24 protein-coding genes are annotated in these 26946 nt (G+C 69.9%); 3 read left to right on the top strand and 21 right to left on the bottom strand.

Annotation, left to right across the window (positions count from 1 at the left end):
• Positions 1–19: 19 nt before the first annotated feature.
• The 10 genes from argB to E3O46_RS13250 form a co-directional block, all read right to left on the bottom strand.
• Positions 20–871: an acetylglutamate kinase gene (argB, locus tag E3O46_RS13295; RefSeq protein WP_241984934.1), complete on the bottom strand. Its 852-nt coding sequence runs from the start codon at positions 869–871 to the stop codon at positions 20–22.
• Positions 872–1011: 140 nt separating this feature from the next.
• On the bottom strand, positions 1012–2184 hold the full coding sequence (argJ, locus tag E3O46_RS13290; RefSeq protein WP_134561846.1) for a bifunctional glutamate N-acetyltransferase/amino-acid acetyltransferase ArgJ: 1173 nt from the start codon (positions 2182–2184) through the stop codon (positions 1012–1014).
• Positions 2181–3227, bottom strand: a complete 1047-nt coding sequence (gene argC, locus E3O46_RS13285; protein ID WP_134561845.1) for an N-acetyl-gamma-glutamyl-phosphate reductase — start codon at positions 3225–3227, stop codon at positions 2181–2183. The genes argJ and argC overlap by 4 nt, the downstream gene beginning before the upstream one ends.
• A 231-nt stretch (positions 3228–3458) precedes the next feature.
• Positions 3459–6038, bottom strand: coding sequence for a phenylalanine--tRNA ligase subunit beta (pheT, locus tag E3O46_RS13280; protein ID WP_134561844.1), 2580 nt, complete (start codon positions 6036–6038; stop codon positions 3459–3461).
• Positions 6038–7096, bottom strand: coding sequence for a phenylalanine--tRNA ligase subunit alpha (pheS, locus tag E3O46_RS13275; RefSeq protein WP_134447003.1), 1059 nt, complete (start codon positions 7094–7096; stop codon positions 6038–6040). The genes pheT and pheS overlap by 1 nt, the downstream gene beginning before the upstream one ends.
• Positions 7097–7107: 11 nt before the next feature.
• Positions 7108–7887: an amino acid ABC transporter permease gene (locus E3O46_RS13270; protein ID WP_241987419.1), complete on the bottom strand. Its 780-nt coding sequence runs from the start codon at positions 7885–7887 to the stop codon at positions 7108–7110.
• Positions 7888–7928: 41 nt separating this feature from the next.
• Entirely contained in the window at positions 7929–8576 is a 648-nt protein-coding gene (locus tag E3O46_RS13265; protein WP_134446999.1) for an amino acid ABC transporter permease, read from the bottom strand.
• 106 nt (positions 8577–8682) lie between these two features.
• Positions 8683–9549 carry a glutamate ABC transporter substrate-binding protein gene (locus E3O46_RS13260; RefSeq protein WP_134559719.1) on the bottom strand — a complete coding sequence of 289 codons (867 nt, stop codon included), beginning with the start codon at positions 9547–9549 and terminating at the stop codon, positions 8683–8685.
• A gap of 71 nt (positions 9550–9620) precedes the next feature.
• Positions 9621–10409 carry an amino acid ABC transporter ATP-binding protein gene (locus E3O46_RS13255; RefSeq protein ID WP_134446995.1) on the bottom strand — a complete coding sequence of 263 codons (789 nt, stop codon included), beginning with the start codon at positions 10407–10409 and terminating at the stop codon, positions 9621–9623.
• A gap of 70 nt (positions 10410–10479) precedes the next feature.
• Positions 10480–11280, bottom strand: coding sequence for a TrmH family RNA methyltransferase (locus E3O46_RS13250; RefSeq protein ID WP_134446993.1), 801 nt, complete (start codon positions 11278–11280; stop codon positions 10480–10482).
• A gap of 135 nt (positions 11281–11415) precedes the next feature.
• Between E3O46_RS13250 and E3O46_RS13245 the strand changes: the two genes are divergently transcribed.
• A complete protein-coding gene (locus E3O46_RS13245) occupies positions 11416–13623 on the top strand; it encodes a glycosyltransferase family 39 protein (protein WP_134561842.1) in 2208 nt (735 codons plus the stop codon).
• 123 nt (positions 13624–13746) lie between these two features.
• Here E3O46_RS13245 and rplT read toward each other — a convergent pair whose 3' ends face one another.
• From rplT to infC, 3 genes are read right to left on the bottom strand one after another with little or no spacing between them, the layout of a single operon-like run.
• Positions 13747–14133 carry a 50S ribosomal protein L20 gene (gene rplT, locus E3O46_RS13240; RefSeq protein ID WP_134446990.1) on the bottom strand — a complete coding sequence of 129 codons (387 nt, stop codon included), beginning with the start codon at positions 14131–14133 and terminating at the stop codon, positions 13747–13749.
• A 27-nt stretch (positions 14134–14160) separates the two neighbouring features.
• Entirely contained in the window at positions 14161–14355 is a 195-nt protein-coding gene (gene rpmI, locus E3O46_RS13235; RefSeq protein WP_134446988.1) for a 50S ribosomal protein L35, read from the bottom strand.
• Entirely contained in the window at positions 14348–14932 is a 585-nt protein-coding gene (gene infC, locus E3O46_RS13230; RefSeq protein WP_134446986.1) for a translation initiation factor IF-3, read from the bottom strand. Before infC ends, rpmI begins: the two co-directional genes overlap by 8 nt.
• 277 nt (positions 14933–15209) lie before the next feature.
• Between infC and E3O46_RS13225 the strand changes: the two genes are divergently transcribed.
• Complete coding sequence (locus E3O46_RS13225) at positions 15210–15557, top strand: DUF1844 domain-containing protein (protein ID WP_134446984.1); 348 nt, start codon at positions 15210–15212, stop codon at positions 15555–15557.
• A gap of 82 nt (positions 15558–15639) precedes the next feature.
• Here the strand turns inward: E3O46_RS13225 and E3O46_RS13220 are convergent, their stop codons facing one another.
• The 8 genes from E3O46_RS13220 to E3O46_RS13185 all read right to left on the bottom strand — a co-directional run bounded on the left by E3O46_RS13220 (position 15640) and on the right by E3O46_RS13185 (position 25822).
• Positions 15640–16419: a DNA-formamidopyrimidine glycosylase family protein gene (locus E3O46_RS13220; protein WP_134561841.1), complete on the bottom strand. Its 780-nt coding sequence runs from the start codon at positions 16417–16419 to the stop codon at positions 15640–15642.
• Positions 16420–16427: 8 nt separating this feature from the next.
• Positions 16428–21290, bottom strand: coding sequence for an Lhr family ATP-dependent helicase (locus tag E3O46_RS13215; protein ID WP_134561840.1), 4863 nt, complete (start codon positions 21288–21290; stop codon positions 16428–16430).
• A 51-nt stretch (positions 21291–21341) separates the two neighbouring features.
• The gene (locus tag E3O46_RS13210) at positions 21342–22172 is read right to left on the bottom strand and encodes an SseB family protein (RefSeq protein WP_134559727.1); all 831 of its coding nucleotides are present in this window, start codon (positions 22170–22172) and stop codon (positions 21342–21344) included.
• The gene (priA, locus tag E3O46_RS13205; protein ID WP_134446977.1) at positions 22156–22896 is read right to left on the bottom strand and encodes a bifunctional 1-(5-phosphoribosyl)-5-((5-phosphoribosylamino)methylideneamino)imidazole-4-carboxamide isomerase/phosphoribosylanthranilate isomerase PriA; all 741 of its coding nucleotides are present in this window, start codon (positions 22894–22896) and stop codon (positions 22156–22158) included. The genes E3O46_RS13210 and priA overlap by 17 nt, the downstream gene beginning before the upstream one ends.
• Positions 22897–22957: 61 nt before the next feature.
• Positions 22958–23590, bottom strand: a complete 633-nt coding sequence (gene hisH, locus E3O46_RS13200; protein WP_134561839.1) for an imidazole glycerol phosphate synthase subunit HisH — start codon at positions 23588–23590, stop codon at positions 22958–22960.
• Complete coding sequence (gene hisB, locus E3O46_RS13195; protein WP_134446973.1) at positions 23587–24225, bottom strand: imidazoleglycerol-phosphate dehydratase HisB; 639 nt, start codon at positions 24223–24225, stop codon at positions 23587–23589. Before hisB ends, hisH begins: the two co-directional genes overlap by 4 nt.
• Positions 24226–24250: 25 nt before the next feature.
• Positions 24251–25330 carry a histidinol-phosphate transaminase gene (locus tag E3O46_RS13190; protein WP_370294541.1) on the bottom strand — a complete coding sequence of 360 codons (1080 nt, stop codon included), beginning with the start codon at positions 25328–25330 and terminating at the stop codon, positions 24251–24253.
• Between the two features lie 117 nt (positions 25331–25447).
• On the bottom strand, positions 25448–25822 hold the full coding sequence (locus E3O46_RS13185) for a LysM peptidoglycan-binding domain-containing protein (protein WP_134446971.1): 375 nt from the start codon (positions 25820–25822) through the stop codon (positions 25448–25450).
• Positions 25823–26255: 433 nt separating this feature from the next.
• On the opposite strand from E3O46_RS13185, the gene lexA reads away from it, so the two are divergent.
• Positions 26256–26879 carry a transcriptional repressor LexA gene (lexA, locus tag E3O46_RS13180; RefSeq protein ID WP_241975417.1) on the top strand — a complete coding sequence of 208 codons (624 nt, stop codon included), beginning with the start codon at positions 26256–26258 and terminating at the stop codon, positions 26877–26879.
• The last annotated feature ends 67 nt before the right edge of the window (positions 26880–26946 follow it).

Raw genomic sequence — 26946 nt, 5'->3', positions numbered from 1 at the left:
GGTGTGGTGCGGTTGGGCTTCAGTTCGCCCGGGGTACTACTTCGGTGCCGATCCCGCTCCCGGTGAAGACCTCGAGCAGGATCGAGTGCGGCACACGCCCGTCGATGATGGCCGCCTTGGCGACGCCGCCCTCGACGGCGTCGAGGCAGGCGGTCATCTTGGGGATCATCCCGGATTCCAGGTCGGGCAGCAGGGCGCGGAGCTCGGGCACTTCGATGATCGAGACGAGGGAGTCCCGGTTCGGCCAGTCGCTGTAGAGCCCGGCGACATCGGTGAGGATGACGAGCTTCTCGGCCCCGAGCGCGATGGCGAGGGACGCGGCGGCGGCGTCGGCGTTGATGTTCAGGGACTGGCCCGGGACATCCGTGTCTGGCGCGATCGAGGAGATCACCGGGATGCGGCCCGCGTCGAGCTGGGCGTGCACGGCCTCTGGGTCGACGCCGATCACGTCGCCGACGAGGCCGAGGTCGACCTCCTCGCCGTCGATCATCGTGCCGCGGCGGCGGCCCTGGAAGAGTCCGGCGTCCTCGCCGGAGAGGCCGGCCGCGAGGGGGCCGTGCTCGTTGATGTGGCTGACGAGCTCGCGGTTGATCTGGCCGGTGAGCACCATCCGCACGACGTCCATCGCCTCGGGGGTCGTCACGCGGTAGCCGCCGCGGAATTCGCTCTGGATGCCGAGGCGGTCGAGCATCGCCGAGATCTGCGGGCCGCCTCCGTGCACGACGACGGGGCGGAGGCCGGCATAACGCAGGTAGACCATGTCCTCGGCGAAGCTGCGCTGCAGCGCCTCGCTGACCATGGCGTTACCGCCGAACTTGACGACGATGATCTTGTCGTGGAAGTGCTTGAGCCAGGGCAGCGACTCGATCAGGGTCTCGGCCTTGACCGCGGCCTCGGCCCGGGTGTTCGACTCGGCCTCGGTCGTGTCGACCTCGGCGTCGCTCGCGTGCGTTCCGGTGCCGGTGTCCGCGAGCGGATGCCGGTGCGAGGCCTTGCCGTGCGTGTGACGGGTCAACTCGAGTACGCGCTGTTCTCTTCGACGTAGGCGTGCGTGAGGTCGTTGGTCCAGATCGTCGCTTCCGCGTCCCCCGCGTGCAGGGTGATCAGCACCGTGACGGAGCGTGGCGTGAGGTCGACGAGTTCGCGGGGCTGGTCCGGCTCCCCCGCGGTGCAGACCTGCACCCCGTTGATCGTGACGTCGATGTTGTACGGGTCGAAGGCGGCATCCGTCGTGCCGACGGCGGCGAGCACGCGGCCCCAGTTCGGGTCGTTGCCGAAGATGGCGGTCTTGAACAGGTTGCTGCGGGAGACAGCGCGGGCCACGGTGACGGCGTCGGCTTCGGTCTCGGCGTTGCGCACGGTGATGGCGACGTCGTGGGCGCTGCCCTCCGCGTCGGCCTGCAGCTGCAGGGTGAGGTCCTGGCAGATCGCGGTGAGCGCGGCGGCGAATTCGGCTTCGTCCGGCGCGATGCCGCTCGCGCCAGAGCCGAGCAGGCTCACGGTGTCGTTGGTCGACATGCATCCGTCGGAGTCGAGGCGGTCGAAGGTGATCCGGGTCGCGACCCGGAGCGCCCTGTCGAGCTGGGCGGAGTCGAGGACGGCGTCGGTCGTGATCACGACGAGCATTGTCGCGAGGCCGGGGGCGAGCATGCCTGCGCCCTTGGCCATCCCGCCGATCGACCAGCCGGCCGGCGCGGTCACGGCGGACTGCTTCGGAGTGGTGTCGGTCGTCATGATGGCCCTGGCGGCGGACAGGCCCGCTTCGGCGGACGTCGAGTCGTCCGTGCGCAGGGCGAGGGTGGCGTCCCAGATGCCTGCGGTGATCTTGTCCAGGTCGAGCTGTTCGCCGATCAGGCCGGTCGAGCAGACGAGCACCTCCCCGGCGGACACGCCGAGGCGGTCACCGACGGCCTCCGCGGTCGCATGGGTGGTCTGGAAGCCGATGCTGCCGGTGTAGCAGTTCGCACCGCCCGAGTTGAGCACGATCGCGCGGACGCTGCCGCCGCGCATGACCTGCTGGCTCCAGATCACCGGGTTCGCCTTGCAGCGATTGCTCGTGAACACGGTCGCGGCACTGGAGAGCGGGCCGAGGTTCTGCACGACGGCGAGGTCGAGTCCGCCGGACTTCTTGAGGCCGGCTGTGACGCCGGCTGCCGCGAATCCGGCGGGGGTTGTGACGCTCACGGGGCGACTCCATTCATGCTGAGGCCCAGGGTCTCGGGCAGCCCGAGGGCCAGGTTTGCGGATTGGATCGCGGCACCGGCGGTGCCCTTGGCGAGGTTGTCGACGGCGGTCACCGTGACGACGCGGCCGACGGCCTCGTCGACGGCGAGGCCGATCAGTGCGGTGTTGGCGCCGAGCACGTCGCTCGTGCGGGGGAAGTGTCCGGCCGGGAGCAGGTGCACAAACGGTTCGTCTGCGTATGCGCTCTCCCAGGCTGCGCGCACGGCGGCTGCGGAGGTGCCGGGCACGAGGCGCGCCGTCGCCGTCGCGAGGATGCCGCGGGACATCGGCACGATCACGGGCGTGAAGGAGATGGTCGGATTCACGGCGCCCGCCCAGCGCAGGCTCTGCTGGATTTCGGGAATGTGCCGGTGGGTGCCGCCGACCGCGTACGGGTTGGCGGATCCGAGCACCTCTGCGGCGAGGTTCGGGACTTTGAGGCTCTTGCCCGCACCCGATGGTCCGACGGCGAGCACGGCGACGAGGTCGGCCGGTTCGATCACGCCGGCGTGGATGCCGGGCGCGAGGGCCAGTGCGACCGTGCTCGCGTTGCACCCGGGCGCGGCGATCCGGCGGGCTCCGACCAGGCGGGAGCGCTGCTTGCCGCCACCGGGGATCGGGAGTTCGGGGACGCCGTACGCCCACGAGCCGAAGTAGTCGCCGCCGTAGAACGCCGCCCAGTCCACTGCATCCTCCAGCCGGTGGTCCGCGCCGCAGTCGATCACGAGCGTGTCGGGCGACAGCTCCGCGCTCAGGGCACCGGATGCCCCGTGCGGCAGGGCGAGGAAGACGACGTCGTGCCCGGCGAGGTTGACGGCGTTCGTGTCCACGAGGGTGAGGTGCGCGAGGCCGCGAAGGTGCGGTTGCACGTCGATCAATCGCTGGCCCGCGTTGCTGTGCGCGGTCACCGTGCGCACCTCGAATTCAGGGTGTCCGGCGAGCATTCGCAGCAATTCTCCGCCCGCGTAACCGCTCGCGCCTGCAATTGCTACCGAAAAAGCCATGTGACAAACCTATCGCGCTGCCCCGCGCCCCCGGGAATCCGGGCGACATCGGGTCGGTTCCCGCCGGCATCCGCACCCGGCCACCCGAGCGCACGTCAGCTGCGCACGCAAGAAAGTTGCGCGCCACCTCCGCCGCGACGCGCCAATCGCGCCCGATCGCGCGCCATTTCCGCCGTTTCGCGCCAGGCGTGCCTGGCGCGAAACGGCGCACGTGGCGCGCACCCCGGAGTCTTACTCGCGGAGGGTCGCGTCGAAGCGGGCGGCCGCGACGGCCACGCCGGCGAGCTTCGCGTCGCTCGCTTCCGCGGCGGTCAGGGTGCGGTCGGGGGCCCGGAATCGCAGCGCGAACGTCAGCGACTTGCGGCCGGGCTCGATCCCGGTGCCGCGGTAGTCGTCGACGAGCTCGATGTGGTCGAGCAGCGCGCCGGCCCCTTCAGCCACTGCCGCGAGCACCTCGGCTGCGGGCACCGTGGCGCTGACGACGAGCGAGAGGTCCTGGGTCGCTGCGGGCATCGTCTTGATCGGTGCGGCGTGCAGTTCGGAACCGGCCTGGGCGAAGACGTCGGAGAGGGTGATCTCGGCGACGGCGACCACGGCGGGCAGGTCGAAGCCGGTCGCGACGGCGGGCAGCAGTTCGCCCGCGAAGCCGACGCTCAGCTCGCCGTCTGCGGTGGCGACGAACAACTCGGCGGTGCGGCCGGGGTGCATCGCCGGGTGCAATCCCTGGCGCACCAGGATCGGCACGCCGGTCGCGAGCGCGACCTGCTGCACGGCGGCGAGGGCGTCCTGCCAGCCTGCGGCGATCGGCGCCCGGCCGGGCTGGTGCCGCACGGTGTTCCCGGTGAGAGCGACGGCGACGGAGTACGGCTGCGGCGGGATGCCCGCGTTGAGCTCGGCCTCGAGTGCCGTGCTGGGGCGGGTGGCACCCGCCGGTACGACGAGGCTGCCGTAGCGGATGCCCGCCACCGGCCGGAAGACGAGTCCCTGTTCGAAGACGGCCAGGTCGGTGATCCCGCGAGAACGGTTGCGGTGCGCGATCCGCAGCAGGCCAGGGAGGATCGAGGTGCGCAGGAAAGGCGCCTCGCCGTCGAGCGGATTGGCGACGCGGATCTGGGGGACCTCGGCGACGGCGGGGATGCCGGCGGCGGCACCGGCGGCATCCGTCGTGGTCGCGAGCGGTGCGAAGAGGCGGTTGTCGGCCTCGGATACGAACGGGTAGGCGAGCACCTCGGTGTGGCCGGTGGCCGCGAGGGTCTGCGCGACCGTGCGGCGCAGGCGCTGCACGAGGGTCAGGCCGCGGCCGGGCGGGGCGACCGGGAGCACAGAGGGGATGCTGTCGTAGCCGACGATGCGGGCGACCTCCTCTGCGAGGGTCCACTTGTCGGTGAGGTCGGGGCGCCAGGTCGGCGGGGTCACCGAGAGTCCGGTCGGGGTTTCGACGAGCAGGCCGCCGATCTCGGCGAGGGCTGAGCGCTCCTCGTCGTCCGAGTAGGTGCGCCCTATCAAGCCGGAGATGAAGTCGCGCGGGAGCTCGATCGCGACGGGCGGTACGGAGGAGTCGAGCGCGGAGCCGAGGCCGTCCGCGGTTCCGCCGGCGAGGTCGACGAGCAGCTGCACGACGCGGGCAGCTGCCACGGCGGCGACCTGAGGGTCCACTCCGCGTTCGAAGCGACGGGAGGCCTCGCTCGGGAGCTTGTGGCGGCGGGCGCTGCGGGCGATCGACACCGGGTCGAAGTTCGCGGCCTCGATGAGCACGTTCGTGGTGGATGCACCGATCTCGGTGCTGCGGCCGCCCATCACGCCGGCGAGGCCGATGGCACCGGACTCGTCGGTGATCAGGAGGTCCTCGGAGTGCAGGGCGCGCACGACGCCGTCGAGGGTCGTGAGCTTCTCCCCCGGTTCCGCCCGGCGCACCAGGATGCCGCCGGCGAGGGCGTCGAGGTCGTAGCCGTGCAGCGGCTGGCCGAGTTCGAGCATGACGTAGTTGGTCACGTCGACGACGAGCGAGATGGACCGCATGCCCGCGAGGGCGAGCCGGGTGATCATCCAGGCCGGAGTGGGCCGGGACGGGTCGACGCCGCGCACGGCGCGGGTCACGAAGACGCTCGCGCCCACGCGACCGCGGATGGGGGAAGCGTCGGCGAGCGTGACGGGGAAATCAATCGTGGAAACCGCAGTCACCGTCGCGAGGGCGGGGTCGCGGAAGGCGGCCCTTGTCGCGTGCGAGTATTCGCGGGCGATGCCGCGGATCGAGAACGCGTAGCCGCGGTCGGGGGTCACGTTGACCTCGACGGCGGTGTCGTCGAGTCCGAGGAGGGCGATCGCGTCGGTGCCGACCGGGGCGTCGTCGAGGCCGAGGTTCTTCAGGAGCAGAATGCCATCATGCTCGTCGCCGAGGCCGAGCTCGCGGGCCGAGGCGATCATGCCGTCGGAGACGTGGCCGTAGGTCTTGCGGGGCGCGATCGGGAACGGGCCGGGGAGCACCGCGCCGGGCAGGGTCACGACGACCTTGTCGCCGACGACGAAGTTGTGGGCGCCGCAGACGATGCCGTGCACGGCGGGGCCGCCGTCGGCCGCGGTTTCGTCGCCGGGCGCGACGCGCACCTGGCACCAGTTGATGATCTTGCCGTTGGTCTGCGGCTCTCCGACGAACTCGAGCACCTCGCCGACGACGATCGGGCCGGTCAGCTCGAAGCGGTGGATCTCTTCTTCTTCGAGGCCGACGCTCACGAGGGCGGCGTGTACGGCTTCGGGGGTCGTGCCGGGTTCGAGGTCGACGAATTCGCCGAGCCAGCTCAGGGGAACGCGCATCAGACGGTCATCCCGTACTGCTGGCTGAACCGTGCGTCGCCTTCGACCATGTCGTGCATATCCTTCACATCGTTGCGGAACATCAGTGCTCGTTCGACGCCGACGCCGAACGCGAAGCCCGAGTAGACCTCGGGGTCGATCCCCGCGGAGCGGAGCACGTTTGCGTTGACCATGCCGCAGCCGCCCCACTCGATCCAGCGCGCGCCGCCCTTGAAGGTCGGGTGCCAGACGTCGAGCTCGGCGCTCGGTTCGGTGAACGGGAAGTAGTTCGGCCGCAGCCGCACCTTCGCCTCCGGGCCGAAGAGGGCCTGCACGAAGTGGTCGAGGGTGCCGCGGAGGTGCGCCATCGTGAGCCCCTTGTCGACGGCGATGCCCTCGATCTGGTGGAACACGGGAGTGTGGGTCGCATCGAGCTCGTCGGTGCGGTACACCCGGCCGGGCGCGACGACGTAGACCGGCAGCTCGCGGGAGAGCAGGGCGCGCATCTGCACGGGCGAGGTGTGCGTGCGCAGCACGAGGTGTGCCTCGGGCGGGTCGATGAAGAAGGTGTCCTGCATCGCGCGCGCCGGGTGGTCCTCGTCGAAGTTGAGCGCGTCGAAGTTGAACCACTCGCTTTCGAGCTCGGGGCCTTCCGCGACCTCCCAGCCCATCGCGACGAAGACGTCGGCGACGCGTTCCTGCAGCAGGGCGAGCGGATGCCGCGCCCCGGCGTGCCAGGTCGACGCCGCTGCCGTGACATCCACCGTTTCAGCGGCGAGCTGTGCGGCGGCCTCTGCCGCGCCGATCTCCGCCTCGCGGGCGGAGAGGGCCTGGTTGACCCGGGCCCTGGCCTGGCCGACGAGCTTGCCGGCCGCCGCCTTCTGTTCCTTGGACACCGAACGCATCAGTGCGTTCAGGCGGGAGAGCGGAGACGCCTCACCGGCGTGTTCGCTCCGGGCCGCCTTGAGGGCGGACGAGTCGGCGGCGGCGGATATGGCGGCCAGGGCGGCGGTGACCGCCGCGGTCACGGCCGCTTCGGAGATTTCGGCCGGTGCGGGGTTTTCGGTGGATTCAGACACAAGTCCCAAGTTTAGTGCGTGGGCTTCGAACCGCTCCGCCGGGCGATCCGCCGGGCCAGCCACGACAGCGACAGGTTCATCGCGAGGTAGATGACGAGCACGACGAAGAAGAAGGAGAAGGAGTATCGGTTGCCGAAGAAGTTGGTCAGGTCACGCATGCTGCGCAGGAGTTCGGAGTATCCCACCACGAAGGCGAGCGAGGTGTCCTTGAGCAGCACGACGAGCTGGGCGATGATGATCGGCAGCATCTGCCGGAAAGCCTGCGGGAATTCGATCCGGAGTCGCGTCGCGATGGAGGTCAGGCCGATCGCGAGACCGGCTTCGCGCTGGCCGCGTGGGAGCGCCTTGATACCGGCCCGGAGGGCCTCGCCGATGATCGCGCCGTTGTAGACGGCGAGGGCGGCGACGCCGGCCCAGAACGATCCGGTTGAGAAGACGAGCAGGACGAACAGCATCATCAGCAGCACGGGCATGCCGCGGAAGAATTCGAGGACGACCGTGGTCGGCACCCGGATCCAGGCCGTGTCGGAGGCGCGGCCGAAGGAGAACAGCACACCGAGGACGAGGGCGAGGACGGCCGCGACACCGGCCATCTCGAGGGTCGCGAGCGCGCCGCGGCCGAGCGAGCGCCAGACCTCGAGGTCGTTGAAGACGTCCCAGCGGCTCAGGTCCCAGAGTCCGGGCTGCACGGCGCCGTTGGCGCTCGCCTTCGGGGCTCCCAGGGCGAGCACGAGGGCGACGACACCGACGGCGATCACGGCGACGCCGACGTAGGAGATGATGCGGGACATCCGCCGGGCCTTGGGGCCTGGCGCATCGTAGAGGACCGAGGTCATCGGAGCACCGCCACTCTCTTCTCGACCCGGCCGGCGATGATGCCGAGGGTCACGGTGATCAGCAGGTAGAAGACGGCCACCGCGAGCAGGATTGCGAGGACCTGGTCGCCGCGGTCGTTGGTGACCTGGCGGGCGGCGCCGAAGAGTTCGAAGACGAAGAAGGCGCCGGCGACGGAGGTGTTCTTCGCGAGGGCGATGAACACGTTGATCAGGGGCGGCACGACCATCCGCAGCGCCTGCGGCAGGATCACGAAGGCGAGCGACTGGCCGAAGCCGAGCCCGATGCTGCGGGCGGCCTCGGCCTGGCCGACGTGCACGCCGTTGATACCGCTGCGCACGGCTTCGGCGACGAACGGCGAGGTGTAGACGGTGAGGCCGATCGCTGCGAGCGTGAAGTAGCCGGGCGAGAACTGCAGGTATGGCAGCAGGAACGCGCAGAAGAAGAGGATCAGGGTCAGGGGTGTGTTGCGGATGATCTCGGTGTAGACCGTGGCGAAGCCGCGGAACGAGCCGATGGGCGAGATGCGCAGGCCGGCAACGATCAGGCCGAGAATGAGTGCGCCCACCCCGGAGATGACGAGCAGGCCGAGGGTGTTTCGAAAGCCTTCGAGGAAGACCGGCAGGTTATCGATGACTGCGTCCATGCCTCAACTCCTCTTCTATGTCTGTGTCTGTGGGTGTCGGTGGGTGCATTCGAACGCGAGGCCGGGCGGATGCCGCATCAGGCATCCGCCCGGCGTCGCGCGGGTTCTAGTAGCGGTTGATGGTCGGCGGGGTGGGGGTGTCGAGGACCTTGCCTGCGGTGGCCTCCCAGGCCGCTGCCCAGGTTCCGTCGGTGAAGGAGGCGTCCAGGGTGTCGTTGATGAAGGCGCGGAATTCGGTGTCGTCCTTCTTCAGCCCGATGCCGTACGGCTCCTTGGTGAATGGCTTGCCGACGACCTCGAATTCGCCGGAGTTCTGGTCGGCGAGACCGGCGAGGATGACGTTGTCGGTCGTGACCGCGACGACTTCACCGCTGCGCAGCGGGCCGAGGCAGTTGGAGTAAGTGTCCGTCGCGATCACGTTGGTCGTGTACGCGGCGATGTTCTTCTCCGAGGTCGAGCCGCTCACGGTGCAGACCGGCTTGCCGGTGAGGTCTTCTGGCCCGGTGATCTTGTTCGGGTTCCCGGCGAGCACGAGCAGGTCCTGTCCGGCTTCGTAGTACGGGCCGGCGAAGGAGACGACCTCCTTGCGCTTGTCGTTGATCGTGTAGGTCGCGATGACAATGTCGACCTGGCCGTTCGTGATGAACGGTTCCCGGTTGGCCGACACGGTCTCGACCCAGTTGATCTTGTCCGCTGCGATGCCGAGCTTGGCCGCGATGAGCTTGCCGATCTCGACGTCGAATCCGACGGGGCCGTTCGGGCCCTTGAGTCCGAACAACGGCTGGTCGAACTTGGTGCCGATGGTGATCTTGCCTGCTTCGGCGAGCTTGGCCATGGTCGTGCCCGGCGCGAACGTCGGGGTGGCGGCGACGGGGGCCGCAGAGGGGGATGCACCGGAGTCGGTGCAGGCGCTGAGCGTGAGAACGCTCGCGAGGGCAATGGCAGAAATCACTAGACCTTTATTGAGTCGCATGGTGTCCTCCTGGGTGCTGTGTGCGGGGATCGCCGGTCGTGTGACCGGCAAGTACTGCGGGAAGAGGATCCTCAGTGCGCGAGGATCTTCGAAAGGAAGTCTTTGGCGCGGGTGGTCTGCGGGTTGGTGAAGAAACGGTCCGGGGTCGATTCCTCGACGATCTCGCCCTCGGCCATGAAGATGACCCGGTTGGCGGCCCTGCGGGCGAAGCCCATCTCGTGGGTGACCACGATCATGGTCATTCCGTCGTTGGCGAGATCGATCATGACCTCGAGAACCTCGTTGATCATTTCGGGGTCGAGTGCGCTCGTCGGCTCGTCGAGGAGGATGACCTTGGGTTCCATGGCGAGGGCCCTGGCGATCGCGACGCGCTGCTGCTGGCCGCCGGAGAGCTGGGCGGGCATCTTGTGGGCCTGGTCGGCGACGCCGACCCGCTCGAGGAGGGCCATCGCCCGGGTCTCGGCGTCGGCCTTGGACAGCCCGCGCACCTTGATCGGCCCGAGGGTGACGTTCTGCAGCACCGTCATGTGCGCGAACAGGTTGAACGCCTGGAAAACCATGCCGACGTCGGCCCGCAGCCGGGCCAGGCCCCTGCCCTCTTCGGGAAGGGCCTGACCGTCGATCGTGATGACGCCGGAGTCGATCGTCTCGAGGCGATTGATCGCCCGGCAGAGCGTGGACTTGCCCGACCCGCTCGGGCCGATGACAACGACGACCTCGCCACGGGTGACGACGGCGTTGATGTTCTTGAGGACGTGCAGCTCGCCGAAGTGCTTGTTGACATCGGTAACGACCACGAGGGGCTCGCCCCGACGCACCGTGATGTTCGACGTAGCCGGCGTGGGATCTGTAGGCTCCATATCCCCCAATCTAGGGGAAATTGTTAGCAGCGCAAACCAATCCGCACGCCGGCGGGCCCGGTTCCCGCGACTAGCTGCGCTGCGCGAAGGCGCTTTCGTACAGGCAGACGGATGCCGCGGTCGCGAGGTTCATCGACTCGGCGTGGCCGTAGATCGGCACGGTGATCGAGCGGTCGACGAGGGCCAGGTCCTCATCGGTCAGGCCGCGGGCCTCGTTGCCGAACAGCCAGGCCGTCGGCGCGAGAAGGAGTCCCTCGTTGCGGGCGGCGAGCAGGTCGGTGCCCTTGATATCGGCGGCGAAGATCTGGAGGCCGGCGAAGCGGGCGCGCTCGCGGACGTCGTCGAGGGTGACGCCGACGGCGACGGGCAGGTGGAAGATCGAGCCCGTGGACGAGCGCACGACCTTGGGGTTGTAGAGGTCGACGCTGCGACCGGTGAAGATCACGGCGTCGGCACCGGCGGCATCCGCTGCCCGGATGATCGTGCCGGCGTTGCCCGGGTCGCGCACCTCTTCGAGGATCGCGATGAGCTTCGGTTCCTTGGCGAAGATCTCCTTGACCGAGGTGGGGAACTGGTGGCAGACCGCGACGAAGCCCTGCGGGGTGACGGTGTCCGCCATCGTCTCGAGGACCTGCTCGGTGACGAATTCGACGTCGACGCCCGCATCGACGGCGGTTTCGGCGATCTCGGGGTGGCGCTCAAGGGCCGTCGGGGTTGCGTACAGCTCGACGACGAGCTCCGGACGGAAGTTCAGGGCCTCGGCGACGGCCTGCGGGCCCTCGAGAAGGAACAGCCCGGTCTCGGAGCGCGCGGCCCGGTTCGACAGCTTCGCAACGGCCCGCACGCGCGGAGAACGGGGATTATCTAACATGCTCCCAGCCTACTTGCCGGGGCTGTGGCGGCGCGGTTGCCGCGCTGACAGCCGGCCATAGCCATCTCATAGCGCCGGCATAGCTGGCCCATGGACGCACTCGGCAAGCTCAAAGGATCAACCTTTGGAGGAGCCATGACCGGCCACATCGTTCCGGGTCACGTGACCCGCCCACCCGTATCCGTGCCGCGCACATCCGGCGCGACCACAGGGTCCAGCACGTCCGGCGCCGCAGCGCCGTCGACGGCGCGCCGCGGACTGATCGCCCGGATCATTCTCGGAGAGCGCACGGACGCCGCCTGGATCCGGCCGTCGTTCTGGGCGCTCCTGATCGTCACCGGCCTGCTCTACCTCTGGAACCTGAGCGAGAGCGGCTGGGCGAACAGCTTCTACGCCGCCGCGGTGCAGGCAGGGTCCAGGAGCTGGACCGCCCTGTTCTTCGGATCTCTCGACTCCTCGAACTTCATCACCGTCGACAAGCCGCCGGCATCGCTCTGGGTGATGGGGCTCTCGGCGCGGATCTTCGGTTTCTCGAGCTGGAGTGTGCTCGTGCCGCAGGCGCTGATGGGCGTCGCGGCCGTCGCCCTCGTCTTCGCGACCGTGCGGCGCAGCCTCGTGGCCTTCGGCCAACGGCTGGGCGCCGTCGGCGGGCTCGTGGCCGGCGCGGTGCTCGCGTTCACGCCCGCCGCGGCGCTGATGTTCCGCTTCGACAACCCCGATGCACTCCTGACGGTGCTGATGACGGCTGCCGCGTACTGCGTGGTCCGCGCGCTGCCCGCCGCGAGCTGGCGCTGGCTCGCCCTCGCCGGCGTCGCCCTCGGCTTCGCCTTCCTGACCAAGATGCTCCAGGGCCTCCTCGTGCTGCCGGCCTTCGGCCTCGCCTACCTGCTCCTGGCGAATACGACCGTCTGGCGCCGCCTCGCACACCTCGGCGTCGCCGCGGGCGCCCTCGTCGTGTCGGCGGGGTGGTGGGTGCTCGCGGTCGCCCTGTGGCCGGCATCCGCTCGCCCATACATCGGCGGGTCCACGGACAACACCGTGCTCGACCTCGTCTTCGGCTACAACGGCCTCGGTCGGATCTTCGGGGCGACCGCAGGCGGCGGCGGAAACGCGGGGGGCGGCACGACAGCCGCGGCCGGCTCGAGCTTCGGCGGCGCGACCGGGCTCAGCCGCCTGTTCAGCAGCGAGATGGGCCTCGAGATCTCGTGGCTGCTGCCGACGGCGCTGCTCGCCCTGGTCCTCGGTCTCTGGGCCACCCGGAAGCGGCACCGTACCGACGGCGCCCGCGCTGCTCTCGTGATCTGGGGCGGCTGGCTGCTCGTGACGGGACTCGTCTTCAGCTACATGAGCGGCACCATCCACCCGTACTACACCGTCGCCCTCGCCCCGGCGATCGCGGGCCTCGTCGGAACCGGCGGCGTCGTGCTCTGGCACGGCCGTTCGCACTGGTTCGGCCGGCTCGGCCTCGCCGCGATGATCGCGGCCGCCGGTGCCTGGGGCTTCGTGCTCCTGTCCGAGAACGCGGACTGGCTGCCGTGGCTGCGCTGGACGCTGCTCACGGTGACCCTGCTCGGCGCGGCCGGTTTCGTCGTCGGTGCCGCATTGAGCTGGCGCCGCCTCACGACCGTCGCGGTTCTGGTCGGCATGCTCGGCGGCCTCGGCGGGAGCGCGGCATACGCGATCGCGACGGCTTCGGTCGCGCACAACGGCTCGATTCCCGCTGTCGGTTCTGTCTCGTCCTCGAGCGGAATGGGCGGCGGCGCGGGCGGCGCGATGGGCGGTGCCCCCACCGGCGACGGCGGCGGCACGAGGCCCGATGGCGGCACGGCGCCGGACGGCGCAGGCGGCACTCCCCCGACGGGAGGCACCGGCGGTCCGGACGGCTCGGGCACGACCGGAACGACGGGCACCGATACCGGCTCCGGCACGAGCGACACGGGCACGGATGCCGCGGCGAACGCCGGCGACTCCGGCTCCGCTCCCTCCGGCGCGGGTTCGGATTCCGCGACCTCGTCCGAGCTCACCGCCCTGCTCACGGCCTCGACGGCTCGCTGGGCCGCGGCGGTCGACGGATCGCAGTCCGCTGCGACGCTCGAACTGTCCACCGGCGTCGCCGTGATGGCGATCGGCGGCTGGAGCAGTGACCCGACGCCGACCCTCGCCGAGTTCCAGGCGTACGTCGCGGCCGGTGACGTCGGCTACTACATCTCCGGAAGCCAGGGCGGCGGCATGGGCGGCGGCGACAGCACCGCGACGGCCATCGCGACCTGGGTGGCCGCGACATACACCGCGACCACGGTCGGCGGCTCGACGGTCTACGACCTCTCGACCCCCGCCGCCTGACCCGGTTCCGGGCGCGGGAACGCAAAAACGGGAGTGGGCCCTGGGGCCCGCTCCCGTTTTGGGTGATGCGGAGTGCTGGTGGAACGAACTGCTCGCGAACTGAACGGCGCTGAAGCGTGAAGGCTAGGCCTTGACCTTCGGTGCGGACGTGTCGGCGGGCAGTGCTGCCTTGGCGCTCTCGACGATGGCGGCGAAGGTGGCCGCTTCGTTGACCGCGAGGTCGGCGAGGATACGACGGTCGACCTCGATGCCGGCCAGGGCGAGGCCCTGGATGAGGCGGTTGTAGGTCAGGCCGTTCTGGCGGGACGCAGCGTTGATCCGCTGGATCCACAGGCGACGGAAGTCACCCTTACGTGCACGACGGTCACGGTAGCTGTAAGTGAAGGAGTGAGTGAGCTGCTCCTTGGCCTTCGTGACCAAACGGGAGCGCTGGCCGCGGTAACCCTTGGCGCGCTCGAGGATGACGCGGCGGCTCTTGTGAGCATTGACCGCTCTTTTTACTCTTGCCATTTTCTTGTTCCTTTAGGGGTACGGGGTCTAGCGACCGAGAAGCTTCTTGATGACCTTGGCGTCGGCCTTGGCCAACACCTGGTCGTGGTTCAGGCGGGACTTGCGCTGGGTGCTCTTGACCTCGAGGTTGTGGCGCAAACCGGCCTGCTGCTTCATGATCTTGCCGCTGCCGGTTACCTTGAAGCGCTTCTTAGTCCCGGAGTGGGTCTTCATCTTAGGCATTTTTTTCCTCCTGTTTCGCTGCCTTATCAGCAGCTCTATGTGCATTGGCCTCTGCCTTGGCCTCTGATTTGTTCTTCAGTGGGCCAATCACCATGACCATGTTTCGACCGTCGATAGTCGGGCTCGATTCGACCGAACCGAATTCCGCGACATCCTCGGCAAATCTTTGGAGCAGTCGTACGCCCTGGTCGGGACGGGACTGTTCACGGCCACGGAAAAGAATCATGGCCTTGACCTTGTCGCCGGCCTTGAGGAAGCCTTCGGCGCGTTTGCGCTTGGTCTCGTAGTCGTGCGTGTCAATCTTGAGGCGGAACCGAACTTCCTTAAGAATGGTGTTCGCCTGGTTGCGCCGGGCCTCCTTGGCCTTCTGCGCAGCCTCGTACTTGAACTTGCCGTAGTCCATGATCTTTGCGACCGGCGGCTTGGAGGTAGGGGCAACCTCGACGAGGTCCAGATCCGCCTCCTGTGCCATGCGCAGTGCGACGTCAATGGCCACGACCCCGATCTGCTCGCCGGCGGGGCCGACAAGACGGACTTCAGGGACGCGGATACGGTCATTTGTACGGGGATCGCTGATGCGTCTCTCCTTCTCTCATGCATCGTGACTACAGCCAGGCAACGGATGCCGCCTGGCGACGAAGAGAGGAAAATCGCGTGCGAAATGGTGGAGCGTTATTGCTCAAACACTGCGTACGGCACCCTGTCTACCTTCGCGCCACTGTTTCCAGTGCCACGACGGCGGAGTGCAAACAACCCGGTAACCTTTGTGAAGCGGTATGCGCGGGTGGGAGATTATCCACTTTCGTACCGAGATAAATACCTCGGAGCCCGGACGAGTCTAACAGAGGAATGCAGTGACCAGTAGCACAAGCCAGGATGCCAGCCAGGAAACCCGCGATATCGCCGATGTGGCCGCCGTGGAGATCATCACGACGGCGTGCGTGCACCTGATGAGCGCCGCTGCGGTGAAGTGCGGGCTCGCCGACGACCCCGACACGCAGATCGACCTCGACGAGGCCCGGAAGCTCATCAACGCCCTCGCCGGGCTCGTGACGGCGGCCGCCCCCGACATCGCCGACATGCACGCGCGGAGCCTGCGCGACGGGCTGCGTTCGCTGCAGCTCGCGTTCCGCGAGGCCTCCGCGATCCCGGACCCGATCGGCGCGGGCCCAGGCGAGAAGTACACCGGCCCGGTCAACTAGCCCGATCACCCTTCCCTGAGGTGTCGCATATCGACGTTCCCGCGACCCGCGAACGTCGATATGCGACACCTGAGCCGGCACGTCAGGTCTGGCAGCGGGGACACCAGTAGGTGACCCGCTGCTCGAGCTCAGAGCTGCCGAGCGTGCCCTGGCGGATGCGGGTGCCGCAGCGTCGGCAGGGCCGGCCGGCACGGCCGTAGACCCAGGACTGTTCGCCGCGGCGGGCGGAACCCGTGGTGATTCGGTCGGTTCTGCCGCGGTTCGCGACGATCAGCCGGTGCGCGAGGTCGACGAGACCGGCGACATCCGTCACGTCGGCCACCGGCCGGGTGGGCAGCACGCCCCGCAGGAAGCAGAGCTCGTTCACGTACTCGTTGCCGAGACCCGCGAGGTTCGCCTGGTCGGCGAGTGCGACCGCGATCGGACGCTCGGGCCGGTCCTCCAGGCGGCGCACGGCCTCGGCGGGGTCCCAGTCGGCGCCGAGCAGGTCGGGGCCGAGGTAGTCGAGCCTGGCGCCTTCCTCCCCGATGGGCAACACCTCGAGCACCCCGAGTTCGAAGCCGACCGCGATCCAGTCGGCCGTCTCGAGCACGGCCCTGGCCTGGAAGGCCGGCCGCTTCCAGGCCGAGCCGTGCCGGTAGAGGTGCCAGGCGCCCTCCATCTTCAGGTGTGAATGGATGCTGGCCTCCCCCACCCGGATCAGCACGTGTTTGCCGCGACTCGTGACCTCGTGCACGGTGTCGCCGGTGAGATCGACGGTCGCATAGGCCGGCACGCGGATGTCGCAGCGGGTCAGGACGGCCCCGCGCAGCGCCGTGTCGAGGTTGTGCGCGGTCAGCCAGACGGTGTCGCCCTCAGGCACGGTCGGCCTCAGGCATGCAGCTTCAGTCCCTTCGGCGTCACGCCGAATCCGGCGGCCTGGAGCGCGCGGCCGAACGGGGTGCCGATCACGAAGGCGCCATTGACCGTCTCGACGCCGAGTTTGGCGATCCGGCCGCTCGTCACCGTGGCGGCGAGGGCACCGGCCGCGGCCGCGAAGAGTGCGTCACGGGCGGCGGCGACGTCGGCACCGATGGGAGCACCAACGGCATCGTCGGCATCGGCGCGGTTACCCGCCGGCACGGCGCCGGCGTCGACATCGTCGGCCCCTCCGACCTGGCTTCCGTCGAAGGCGAGCACGGTCTTGCCGCCGCGTTCGACGTAGAGCGCGAGGGCGCCGTCGACGAGCACGACGATCGCGCCGGCCTTCCGGGCAGCACGGTGAGTGGTGCCGGCCGGCAGGGCCGGCCACGGCAGCACGGCCCCGTACGGGTTGGCCGGGTCGGTCGCGGCGAGCGTGACGACGACCGGCGCCCCCTGCCCTGCCGCGGCGGGACCCGCTCCCCGGCCACCGTGCGCGCCGGACTCCGACTCGGTGAAGGAACGCAACCGGTCGATCGTTCCGGCGGTCGCGAACTGTGCGGCGCCGAGCCCGTCGATGAAGTAGCCGCGCCGGCAGCGGCCGGATTCCTCGAAGCCGCTCAGGGTGCGGTAGACGAGCGCGAAGCCGCCGGTGACGCCCTCCCCCACGACGGCGCCGCGGGTGACGACCCCGTAGCGTTCGAGCAGGGTCTCGCCGAGGGCATGGGCGCGGCGGGTGGGTGAATCGTCGGCGACAGGCACGATCGACCAGCGGCCGGACACCGTCGGCGGTCCGCCGCGCAACGGCATCGCCGACCGGGCAAACCCGCGGCCGCCGTGCAGGCGTGCCCGAGGCACCGCCCTCCGGGTGCTGTGCGCCGTGCGGCCTCCGGAAAGCAGCGCCCGCACCGGGGCGAAGGTGTCGTTGCCGACGAGGCCGGCCCAGACCAGGTCCCAGAGGGCGTCGGCGAGGAGCACGTCGTCCTGGCTGCCGACCGCGTCGGCGAGCTGCCGGAAGAAGAACCCTCCCCCGCCGCCGAGGGTCGCGAGCACCTCGCGCTGCAGCTCCGTGGTCTCGACGAGGGCTGGCGGCGGCAGGGTGAGCGCGGCGGTCTCGGCGAGGTACAGGCTGATCCAGCCGTCGTTGCCCGCGAGGGTGCCTGCCCCCGCCCAGAGCACCTCGCCCGCGTTGGTGAGTTCGTCCAGCATCGCCGGCCGGTAGTCGCTCACCCGGGCGGGCAGCACGAGCGATTCCCAGGCGGACGCCGGGATGCGGGCCCCCTCGAGCTGTTCGATGACGGATGCGACGCCGTCGACGCCGCGCAGCCGTCCGCCTACATGTTGCCAGGACGGCAGGAACCGGCCCATCGTGATTTGATCGACGGGCTCGACCTCGTGGCGGAGCGCCGCGAGGGACCGCCTGCGGAGTCGGCGCAGAACCTCGGCGTCGCACCATTCGCTGCCGGTGCCGTGCGGCCGGTACTCGCCCTCGATCACCCGGCGGGTGCCGGCGAGACGTCGCAGCGCCCCGAGGGCGACGACCGGACCGAGACCGAAGCGGTCGGCGACATCCGCCACCGTGAACGGGCCGTGCGTCCGCGCGTACCGGCTGACCAGGTCGCCGAGCGGGTCTGGCACGGCCTCGGTGAAGGCGGCGGGCACCCCGAGCGGCACCGGAACGCCGAGGGCGTCGCGAAGCCGGCTGGCGTCCTCGATCACGGCCCACCACTGGCGGCCGGCGAACCCGGCCCTGAGTGCCCTGCGTGCGGCGACGAGCTCGAGCAGGCCGGTTTCGGCGTCGGGGTCGTCCTGGGTATCGAGCCGGGCGGCGACCTCCTCGGTCGTGAGGGGCCCGAGCTGGCGGAGGAGGTCGGCGATACCCTCGACGCCCCGCGCGTGCCGGTCGGCGGGCAGGCGCTGGAGTTCGGCATCCGTCTGCTCGATCACGGCGGGGTCGAGGAGCTCTCGCAGTTCGACCCTGCCGAGCAGCTCCGCGAGGAGGCTCGAGTCGAGGGACAGCGCCGTGGCCCGGCGCTCGGCGAGCGGTGAGTCGCCCTCATACATGAACGCGGCGACGTAACCGAAGAGCAGGGTGCTCGCGAAGGGGCTCGGGGTCTCCGTGCGGGTCTCGACGAGGCGGATCGTGCGGCTGTTGATCTTGCGGGTGAGGTCGAGCAGGGCCGGCAGGTCGTACACGTCCTGCAGGCATTCCCGCACGGTCTCGAGGATGATCGGGAAAGTGGGGAACGTGCGGGCGACCTCGAGCAGCTGGGCGGCCTTCTGCCGCTGCTGCCAGAGCGGCGACCGGGTGCCGGGGTTGTACTTCGGGAGCAGCAGGGCGCGGGCGGCGCACTCACGGAACCGGGCGGCGAAGAGGGCGGAGCCGCCGACCTCATCGGTCACGAGCTGCTCGATCTCCTCCGCCTCGAAGACGAAGAGTTCGGCGCCGGGCGGTTCGGCGTCGGTGTCGGGGATGCGCGCGACGATTCCGTCGTCGCTTGCGACGCACCCGCCGTCGAGCCCGTAGCGTTCCCGCACCCGGGCGGCGACCGCGAGCGCCCACGGCGCGTGCACCTGCATGCCGTATGCGGAATGCAGGATCACCCGCCAGTCGCCGAGTTCGTCGCGGAACCGTTCGACGACGAGGGTGCGGTCGGTCGGCAGCTGGCCGGTGGCCGCGCGCTGGTCGGCGAGGAAGACCAGGAGGTTGTTCGCGGCGCGCTCATCGAGCCCCCCGGCCGCGCAGCGGACCCGGGCGGCGGCCTCCGGCAACGCGGAGACCTCCCGGACGAAGGCGCCGACGGCCTCGCCGAGTTCCGCCGGCCGGCCCAGGCCGTCACCCTTCCAGAACGGCAGCCGCCCCGGCTCGCCGAACGCCGGGAGCACGAGCACCCGGTCGTGGGTGATCTCCTGGATCCGCCAGCTCGTCGTGCCGAGTGCGAAGACGTCGCCGACCCGGGATTCGTAGACCATCTCCTCGTCGAGTTCGCCGACACGACGCCCTGTGGTCTGCTCGCCGCCGACCATGAAGACGCCGAAAAGCCCGCGGTCGGGAATGGTGCCGCCGCTTGTGACGGCGAGGCGCTGCGCGCCGGGACGCCCGGTGAGCAGGCCGGTGTCGCGGTCCCAGACGATCCGGGGGCGGAGCTCGGCGAACTGGTCGGAGGGGTACCGCCCGGCCAGGAGGTCGAGCGTTGCCTCGTATGCCGAGCGGGGCAGGCCCTGGAATGGGGCGCTGCGGCGCACGATGTCGAACCAGTCCTCGGCCTGGATCGGCTCGAGCGCCACCGCCGCGACGGTCTGCTGGGCGAGAATGTCGAGCGGGTTCGATGGCACCGCGATCGACTCGATCAGTCCGGCGACCATCCGCTCGGCGGCGACGGCGGCGTGGATGAGGTCGGCACGGTGCTTGGGGTAGATGACGCCGCGGGAGATCTCGCCGACCTGGTGCCCGGCGCGGCCGACCCGCTGCAGCCCGCTCGCGACAGAGGGCGGAGACTCGACCTGCACGACGAGGTCGACGGCACCCATGTCGATGCCGAGTTCGAGGCTCGACGTCGCGACGACGCAGCGCAGCCGCCCGGCCTTGAGGTCCTCCTCGATCATCGAACGCTGTTCCTTGCTCACCGAGCCGTGGTGCGCGCGGGCGAGCAGGGGCTCGGCCCCTGCGCTCTGGCCGCTCGCTCCCATCAGGTCTGCCGGCGGCCGCGCAGGGCCCGCTGAACCGCGTGCTGAGCCTTCACCGACTGAGCCCGCACCGTCTGAGCCCGCACCGGCTGCGCCCGCTGCAGCGCCCTCGGCAGCGGATGCCGGTGCGACCCCTGCCCCGACCGGCGCGAGCTCGCCCGCGGCCTGCTCCGCGGCATCCGCCAGGCGCCCGGCGTAGATCTCGTTGAAGCGCGCGGTCAGTCGCTCGGCAAGGCGGCGCGAGTTCGCGAAGACGATGGACGAGGAATGCGCGAGCACCTCGTCGACAATGGCTTCTTCGACGTGCGGCCAGATCGAACCGGCCTGCGGCGCGGCGGCCGCTGTCGACCCCTCCCGTTCGGGAACGGGGCCCAGCTGCGTCATGTCGTCGACGGGGACGACGACGCGGAGGTCGAAGCGCTTGCCCGCGGCAGGATTGACGATCTGCACGGGGGCGGCGCCGCCGAGGAACCGGGCGACCTCCGCGGCCGGGCGGACGGTCGCAGAGAGACCGATCCGCTGCGCCGGCCGCGCGAGCAGCTCGTCGAGGCGTTCGAGAGAGACGGCGAGGTGGGCGCCGCGCTTGCTCGACGCGACGGCGTGCACCTCGTCGATGATGACGGTGTCGACACCCCGCAGGGAGTCACGGGCGGCGGAGGTGAGCATCAGGAAGAGCGACTCGGGGGTCGTGATCAGGATGTCGGGGGGCGTCTTGACGAGGCTGCGCCGGTCGGCGGCCGGGGTATCCCCCGAGCGCACGCCGACGGTCACCGTGACCGGACGGAAGCCGAGCCGGGCCGCCGCCTGGGTGATGCCGACGAGCGGAGCGCGGAGGTTCCGTTCCACGTCGACGCCGAGCGCTTTGAGCGGGGAGATGTAGAGCACCCGGGTGCGCGGCAGCGGGGCGGCGACCGTCCCTGCGGCATCCGTGGCCGCGGAAGACTCAGGGGCCGGCGTCGCCAGCCGGTCGATGGCCCACAGGAAGGCCGCGAGGGTCTTGCCCGAGCCGGTCGGGGCCACGACGAGCGCGTGCGAGCCACGGGAGATGGCGTCCCAGGCGCCGAGCTGGGCCTCGGTCGGCGCGGCGAAGGCCTGGCCGAACCAGGCCCGGGTGGCGGGCGAGAATCTCTGCAGGACCTCGGTCATCTCTCCATCTTCCCGCCCACCCCTGACAATCGGCCCCAGCGACCGGCCCGGTCAGCGTGACGCGGCGAGCTGCACGCGCAGGGAATCGACCTGGGTGGCGATCGTGTCGCTCGCCGACCACCGCGCGGCGAGCCGGGCGAGCGTCGCGTCGAGTTCGGCGCGGGTCAGGCCGTCGACGAGCTCGAGGCGCACCACGAGCTCTGGCCCGGCGAGCCGGCCGAGCGGGTCGCCGGCGGAGAGCGCGACGCCGAGCACGCTCAGCTCGCTCGTGATCGACGCCGCGAAGGCGTCGGCGACGGCGCGGCTCGCGTAGCTCGGCGTCCAGGGCTGGCCTTGCGCGATCGCCCACAGGGCCGGCCTCCGCACGACATATTCGGTCGGCGCGGTCGGGTCGAGCACGACGAGGTCGGTGTTCTCCTGTGCCGCGGCGAGGGCGATCCGGATGCCGTCGGCCGGCACCGGCCGCGCCGCACTGTTCCACGCGGCCATGGCTTCGGCCGAGGTGAACACCGGGAGCACGTTCCGACCGTCCGGTCCGGCGACCGTGATGACCGAGAGTTCCTGGGTCTTGTCGACGAGGAGACCGGCGTCGGTGTGCCCGGAGTCGCCGAGCGCCGTCACGAGCGGGATCAGCAGCCGGGACGAGCGGATCGCGTCGACGACGGCCTCCTCCCCGGACTCCCGGTCGCGGTAGCGGGCGAGGGCGGCGAGGAGGTCGAGCGGGGCCGATCCGTCGTCGTCGGCGTGGTCGTTGGCTTCGAAGGCACGGCCGGCCCAGGGCTGCCCGGCGGAGTCGGCAGGGACGCCGGCGCGACCGGGGCCTCCCTGGCCTTCTGGGCCCCCGGGGAGGCCGGTCGATCCGAGATTAACGGCCGGCGACATCCAGGGCCTCACCGAGGGTGAAGGCGCCGGCGTAGAGCGCCTTGCCCACGATCGCGCCCTCGAGTCCGAGCGGGACCAGCTCGCGCAGGGCGACGAGGTCGGCCAGGCTCGAGATGCCGCCGGAGGCGACGACGGGACGGTCGGTGTGCGCGAGCACCTGCCGGAGCAGGTCGAGGTTCGGACCCTGCAGAGTACCGTCCTTGGTGACGTCGGTCACGACGTAACGGGAGCAGCCCGCTTCCTCGAGGCGGGCGAGCACCTCCCAGAGGTCGCCGCCCTCCTTCGTCCAACCGCGGGCGGCAAGGGTCGTGCCGCGCACGTCCAGGCCGACGGCGACCTGGTCACCGTGTTCGGCGATCACGCGGGCAGCCCAGTCCGGGTTCTCCAGGGCCGCCGTGCCGAGGTTGATCCGGCTGACACCCGCGCCGAGCGCCGCCTGCAGGGAGGCGTCGTCGCGGATCCCGCCGGACAGTTCGATCTTGACTCCGGAGACCTCGCGGATGACCCGGCTGATCACGTCGGTGTTCGTGCCGCGCCCGAAGGCCGCGTCGAGATCGACGAGGTGGATCCACTCGGCGCCCTGCCTCGCCCAGTCGAGGGCGGCGTCGACGGGGTCGCCGTAGTTGGTCTCGGTCCCGGCCTCGCCCTGGGTGAGGCGCACGGCCTTGCCGTCTGCGACGTCGACAGCCGGGAGCAGGACGAGGCGGGGGGTGGTTTCAGTCACGGTAGTCCTCAGATCAGGGATGGGTGCGGCCGGGCCGCCGAACAAAAGCGAGAGGGGACGGTCAGTCCCGCAGGGTACCGATCCAGTTCTTCAGCAGGCGGATGCCGGCCTCGCCCGATTTCTCCGGGTGGAACTGGGTCGCGGAGAGCGGTCCGTTCTCGACAGCGGCGAGGAACGGTCCGCCGTGTTCCGCCCAGGTGAGCCGGGGCCGCGGGAACGGCGGCGTGACCTCGAGCGTCCACTCCTGGGCGGCGAAGGAGTGCACGAAGTAGAACCGCTCGTCCTCGATGTCGGCGAAGAGGCGCGAGTCCGGGTCGGGGGTGACGGTGTTCCAGCCCATGTGCGGCAGGATCCTGGCGGGCAGCTGGGCGACGGTGCCGGGCCATTCGCCGAGTCCCTCGGTGTCCGAGCCGCGTTCGACGCCGTGCTCGAACAGGACCTGCATGCCGACGCAGATGCCGAGCACCGGCCGTCCCCCGGCGATGCGGCGGTCGACGATCTCGTCGCCGCGCACGGCGGTGAGGGCGCTCATCACGGCGCTGAACGCTCCGACGCCGGGCACGACGAGGCCGGAAGCCTCGAGGGCGGTGCGGCGGTCGCTCGTCAGGGTCACGTCGGCGCCGGCGAGTTCGAGGGCCTTGACGGCCGAGTGCACGTTGCCGGTGCCGTAGTCGAAGACGACGACGCTCGTCACAGGGCGCCCTTGGTCGAGGGGATGCCGGAGACGAGCGGGTCGTAGGCCTTGGCCTGACGGAAGGCGCGGGCGAAGGCCTTGAATTCGGCCTCGGCGATGTGGTGCGGGTCACGGCCGCCGAGCACGGTGACGTGCACGGTGAGGGCTGCGTTGAATGCGATCGCCTCGAAGACGTGGCGCACCATCGAGCCGGTGAAGTGTCCGCCGATGAGGTGGAACTCGAAGCCGGCAGGCTCCCCGGTGTGCACGAGGTACGGGCGGCCGGAGATGTCGACGACAGCCTGGGCGAGGGCGTCGTCGAGGGGCACGAGCGCGTCGCCGTAGCGGGAGATGCCTGACTTGTCTCCGAGCGCCTGCCGGATGGCGAGTCCGAGCACGATGGCGACGTCTTCGACGGTGTGGTGCACGTCGATCTCGATGTCCCCCGACGCGCGCACGGTGAGGTCGGTCAGCGAGTGCTTGGCGAACGCGGTGAGCATGTGGTCGTAGAACGGCACCGAGGTGTGGATGTCGGAGACGCCGGTGCCGTCGAGGTTGATCGTCAGGTCGATGCTCGACTCGCTCGTCTCCCGCTGCAGGTGCGCGATGCGGGCCTGTGCGGTCGATGACTGTGCGGCCGGTGACTGTGAGCTCATGCGGCTAGTTTATTGGCCCGGGCGGTTACGCGTGGCCCAGTGCTTCGAGGGCGTCGAGGAATACGCTCGTCTCGCGCTCGGTGCCGGCCGTGACCCGCAGGTGGCCGGGGATCCCGACGTCGCGCACGAGGATGCCCTCGGCGAGCAGCGCCTCGAAGGTTCCGCGCGGGTCGGAGACCCCGCCGAACAGCACGAAATTGCTCCAGCTCCGCAAGGGGCGGTAGCCCAGCCGGTGCAGCTCGGTGACGAGGCGGTCGCGCTGGCCGCGGATGTCGTCGACCATGCGCAGCATCTCCGGCGTGTGCGCGAAAGCGGCGACGGCCGCGGCCTGGGTCAGCGCGGAGAGGTGGTACGGCAGGCGCACGAGCCGCAGCGCATCCGTCACGGCCGGGTCGGCGGCGAGGTAGCCCACCCGGGCCCCGGCGAATGCGAAGGCCTTGCTCATCGTGCGGGAGACCAGCAGGCGTTCCCTGCCGGGCAGCAGGGTGAGAGCGGATGCCGTCCCCACCGGAGCGAATTCGGCGTAGGCCTCGTCGACGACCACGATGCCGTCACAGGCGTCGTAGACGGCGGCGATCACGTCGAGAGAGAGCGGGGTGCCGGTCGGGTTGTTCGGGGAGCACAGGAAGACGAGGTCGGGATTGACCCGGTTGACCCAGTCGACGGCGCGTTCCGGGGTGAGTTCGAAGTCGGCGTCGCGGTCACCGGCGACCCAGCGGGTTCCGGTTCCCGAGGCGAGCAACGGGTACATCGAATAGGTGGGGGCGAAACCGAGGAGGGTGCGTCCCGGCCCGCCGAAGGCCTGCAGCACCTGCTGGAGAACCTCGTTGGAGCCGTTGGCCGCCCAGATGTTCTGACGGGTGAGACCGTGTCCGAGGTAGCGGGCCATCGCCTCGCGCAGTTCCGTGAATTCCCGGTCCGGGTACCGGTTGATCCCCCGGATAGCGGCGGCCAGTGCTGCGGCGATGTCGACGGCCACGTCCTCGGGGATGCCGTGGGTGTTCTCATTCACGTTGAGCGCGACCGGCACGTGCAGCTGCGGCGCCCCATAGGGAGTGAGCCCGCGAAGATTGTCGCGGAGGGGCAGGTCGTTGAGACTGGTCACTCCCCCCATGTTACCGATGGGCCTCAGCACCGGCGGGTCATATTGCCCGTGGTTCAGTATTTGGCTTGCTCAGTACTCCGGTGGTTCAGTATCCGGCTTGCTCAGTATCCGGCTTGCTCAGTATTCGGCAGGGAGAGCCAAGCGCTGGCCCGGCTGCACGCTCTCGGAGGGCAGCTGGTTCAGGTTGACGATCTCGGCGATGACCTCGCGCGGATCGGCAGAAGGGGCGATGCGCTCGGCAAGCTGCCACAACGACTGGCCCGACTGGATCGTGACGTAGTCGAAGGTCGTCGCACTTCCACCCGCGTCGGCGCTCATGCCGCTGCCGCTCAAGGTGCTGCCGTCTGCGGCGGCGAGGCCGCCGTTGAGGGCGAGGGCAAGCGCGCCGACGACGAGGGGGACGCCGGCGATCGCGGTCAGCACGGCACGACCGCGCCGGGTGATGCGCAGCCGGGTGTGCGCCCCCGGGACCAGCTCGATTGTAGTGCTCATGTCTGCCTCCTGTGTATTCGTATCCGGCTCTCGGCCGGGAGAGCCGGATACGAAGCTATGTTCCGAATATATATTCGATTGTTCGAACAATCAAGACTTTCTCTGGTTATTATTGGGGTGAAGTACACGACACACTCGAATGAATGTCTGCACTTCGCCCCAGGCTGGTTACAGTTTCGATTGACTGGTGTGAACTCAACCAGCGACCACTGACATTCGGATACGGTCGCCTCACGGCATCCACCGGGGCGACCGCCCGCCACCGCCCACCGCCACCGACAGGAGCGACATCGTGACCCAGGACAGCGTGACCCCGGACAGCGAGACCCCGGACAGCGAGACCCCGGACAGCGTGACCCCGTTCGCCGGCAGTTCCCCCGAACGAGGCGGAACACGTCGGAGGAAGAGCCTCAGCGACAAGCAGCGCGCGATCATGGACGTGATCCAGCGCTCTGTCGGCCAGCGCGGCTATCCGCCGAGCATGCGGGAGATCGGTGACGCCGTGGGCCTGTCGTCGCTGTCGAGCGTCACCCACCAGCTCAACCAGCTCCAGCTGAGCGGCTACCTGCGCAGGGACCCGAACCGGCCCCGGGCGCTCGAGGTCCTGATCGAGCTGCCGCAGTCGCCGGAGGACACCGCGGCCGGCGCCGCCGAGAACTTCCAGCAGGGTACCCCGGTGGGCGACGCGGCAATGGTGCCGCTCGTCGGGCGGATCGCGGCCGGTGTTCCGATCATGGCCGACCAGCAGGTCGACGAGATCTTCCCGCTCCCGCGCCAGCTCGTCGGCAAGGGCGAGCTGTTCATGCTCAAGGTCGTCGGCGAATCGATGATCGACGCCGCGATCATGGACGGCGACTGGGTCGTCGTCCGCCAGCAGAAGACCGCGGAGAACGGCGAGATCGTCGCCGCGATGCTCGATGGCGAGGCGACGGTGAAGGTCTTCCGGCAGCGTGACGGCCACACCTGGCTGCTGCCGAGGAACACCAACTTCGAGCCGATCCTCGGTGACCACGCCGAGATCCTCGGCAAGATCGTCGCCGTCCTGCGTTCCCTGTAGCTCCCTGTAGATCCCCCGTGCGCGCCAACTGCGCCGCTTCGCGCCAGGCAAGCCTGGCGCGAAGCGG

The organism is Cryobacterium glucosi (assembly GCF_004402235.1).
GTDB classification, from domain to species: domain Bacteria; phylum Actinomycetota; class Actinomycetes; order Actinomycetales; family Microbacteriaceae; genus Cryobacterium; species Cryobacterium glucosi.
This window is presented reverse-complemented; position numbering and strand designations above follow the sequence as displayed.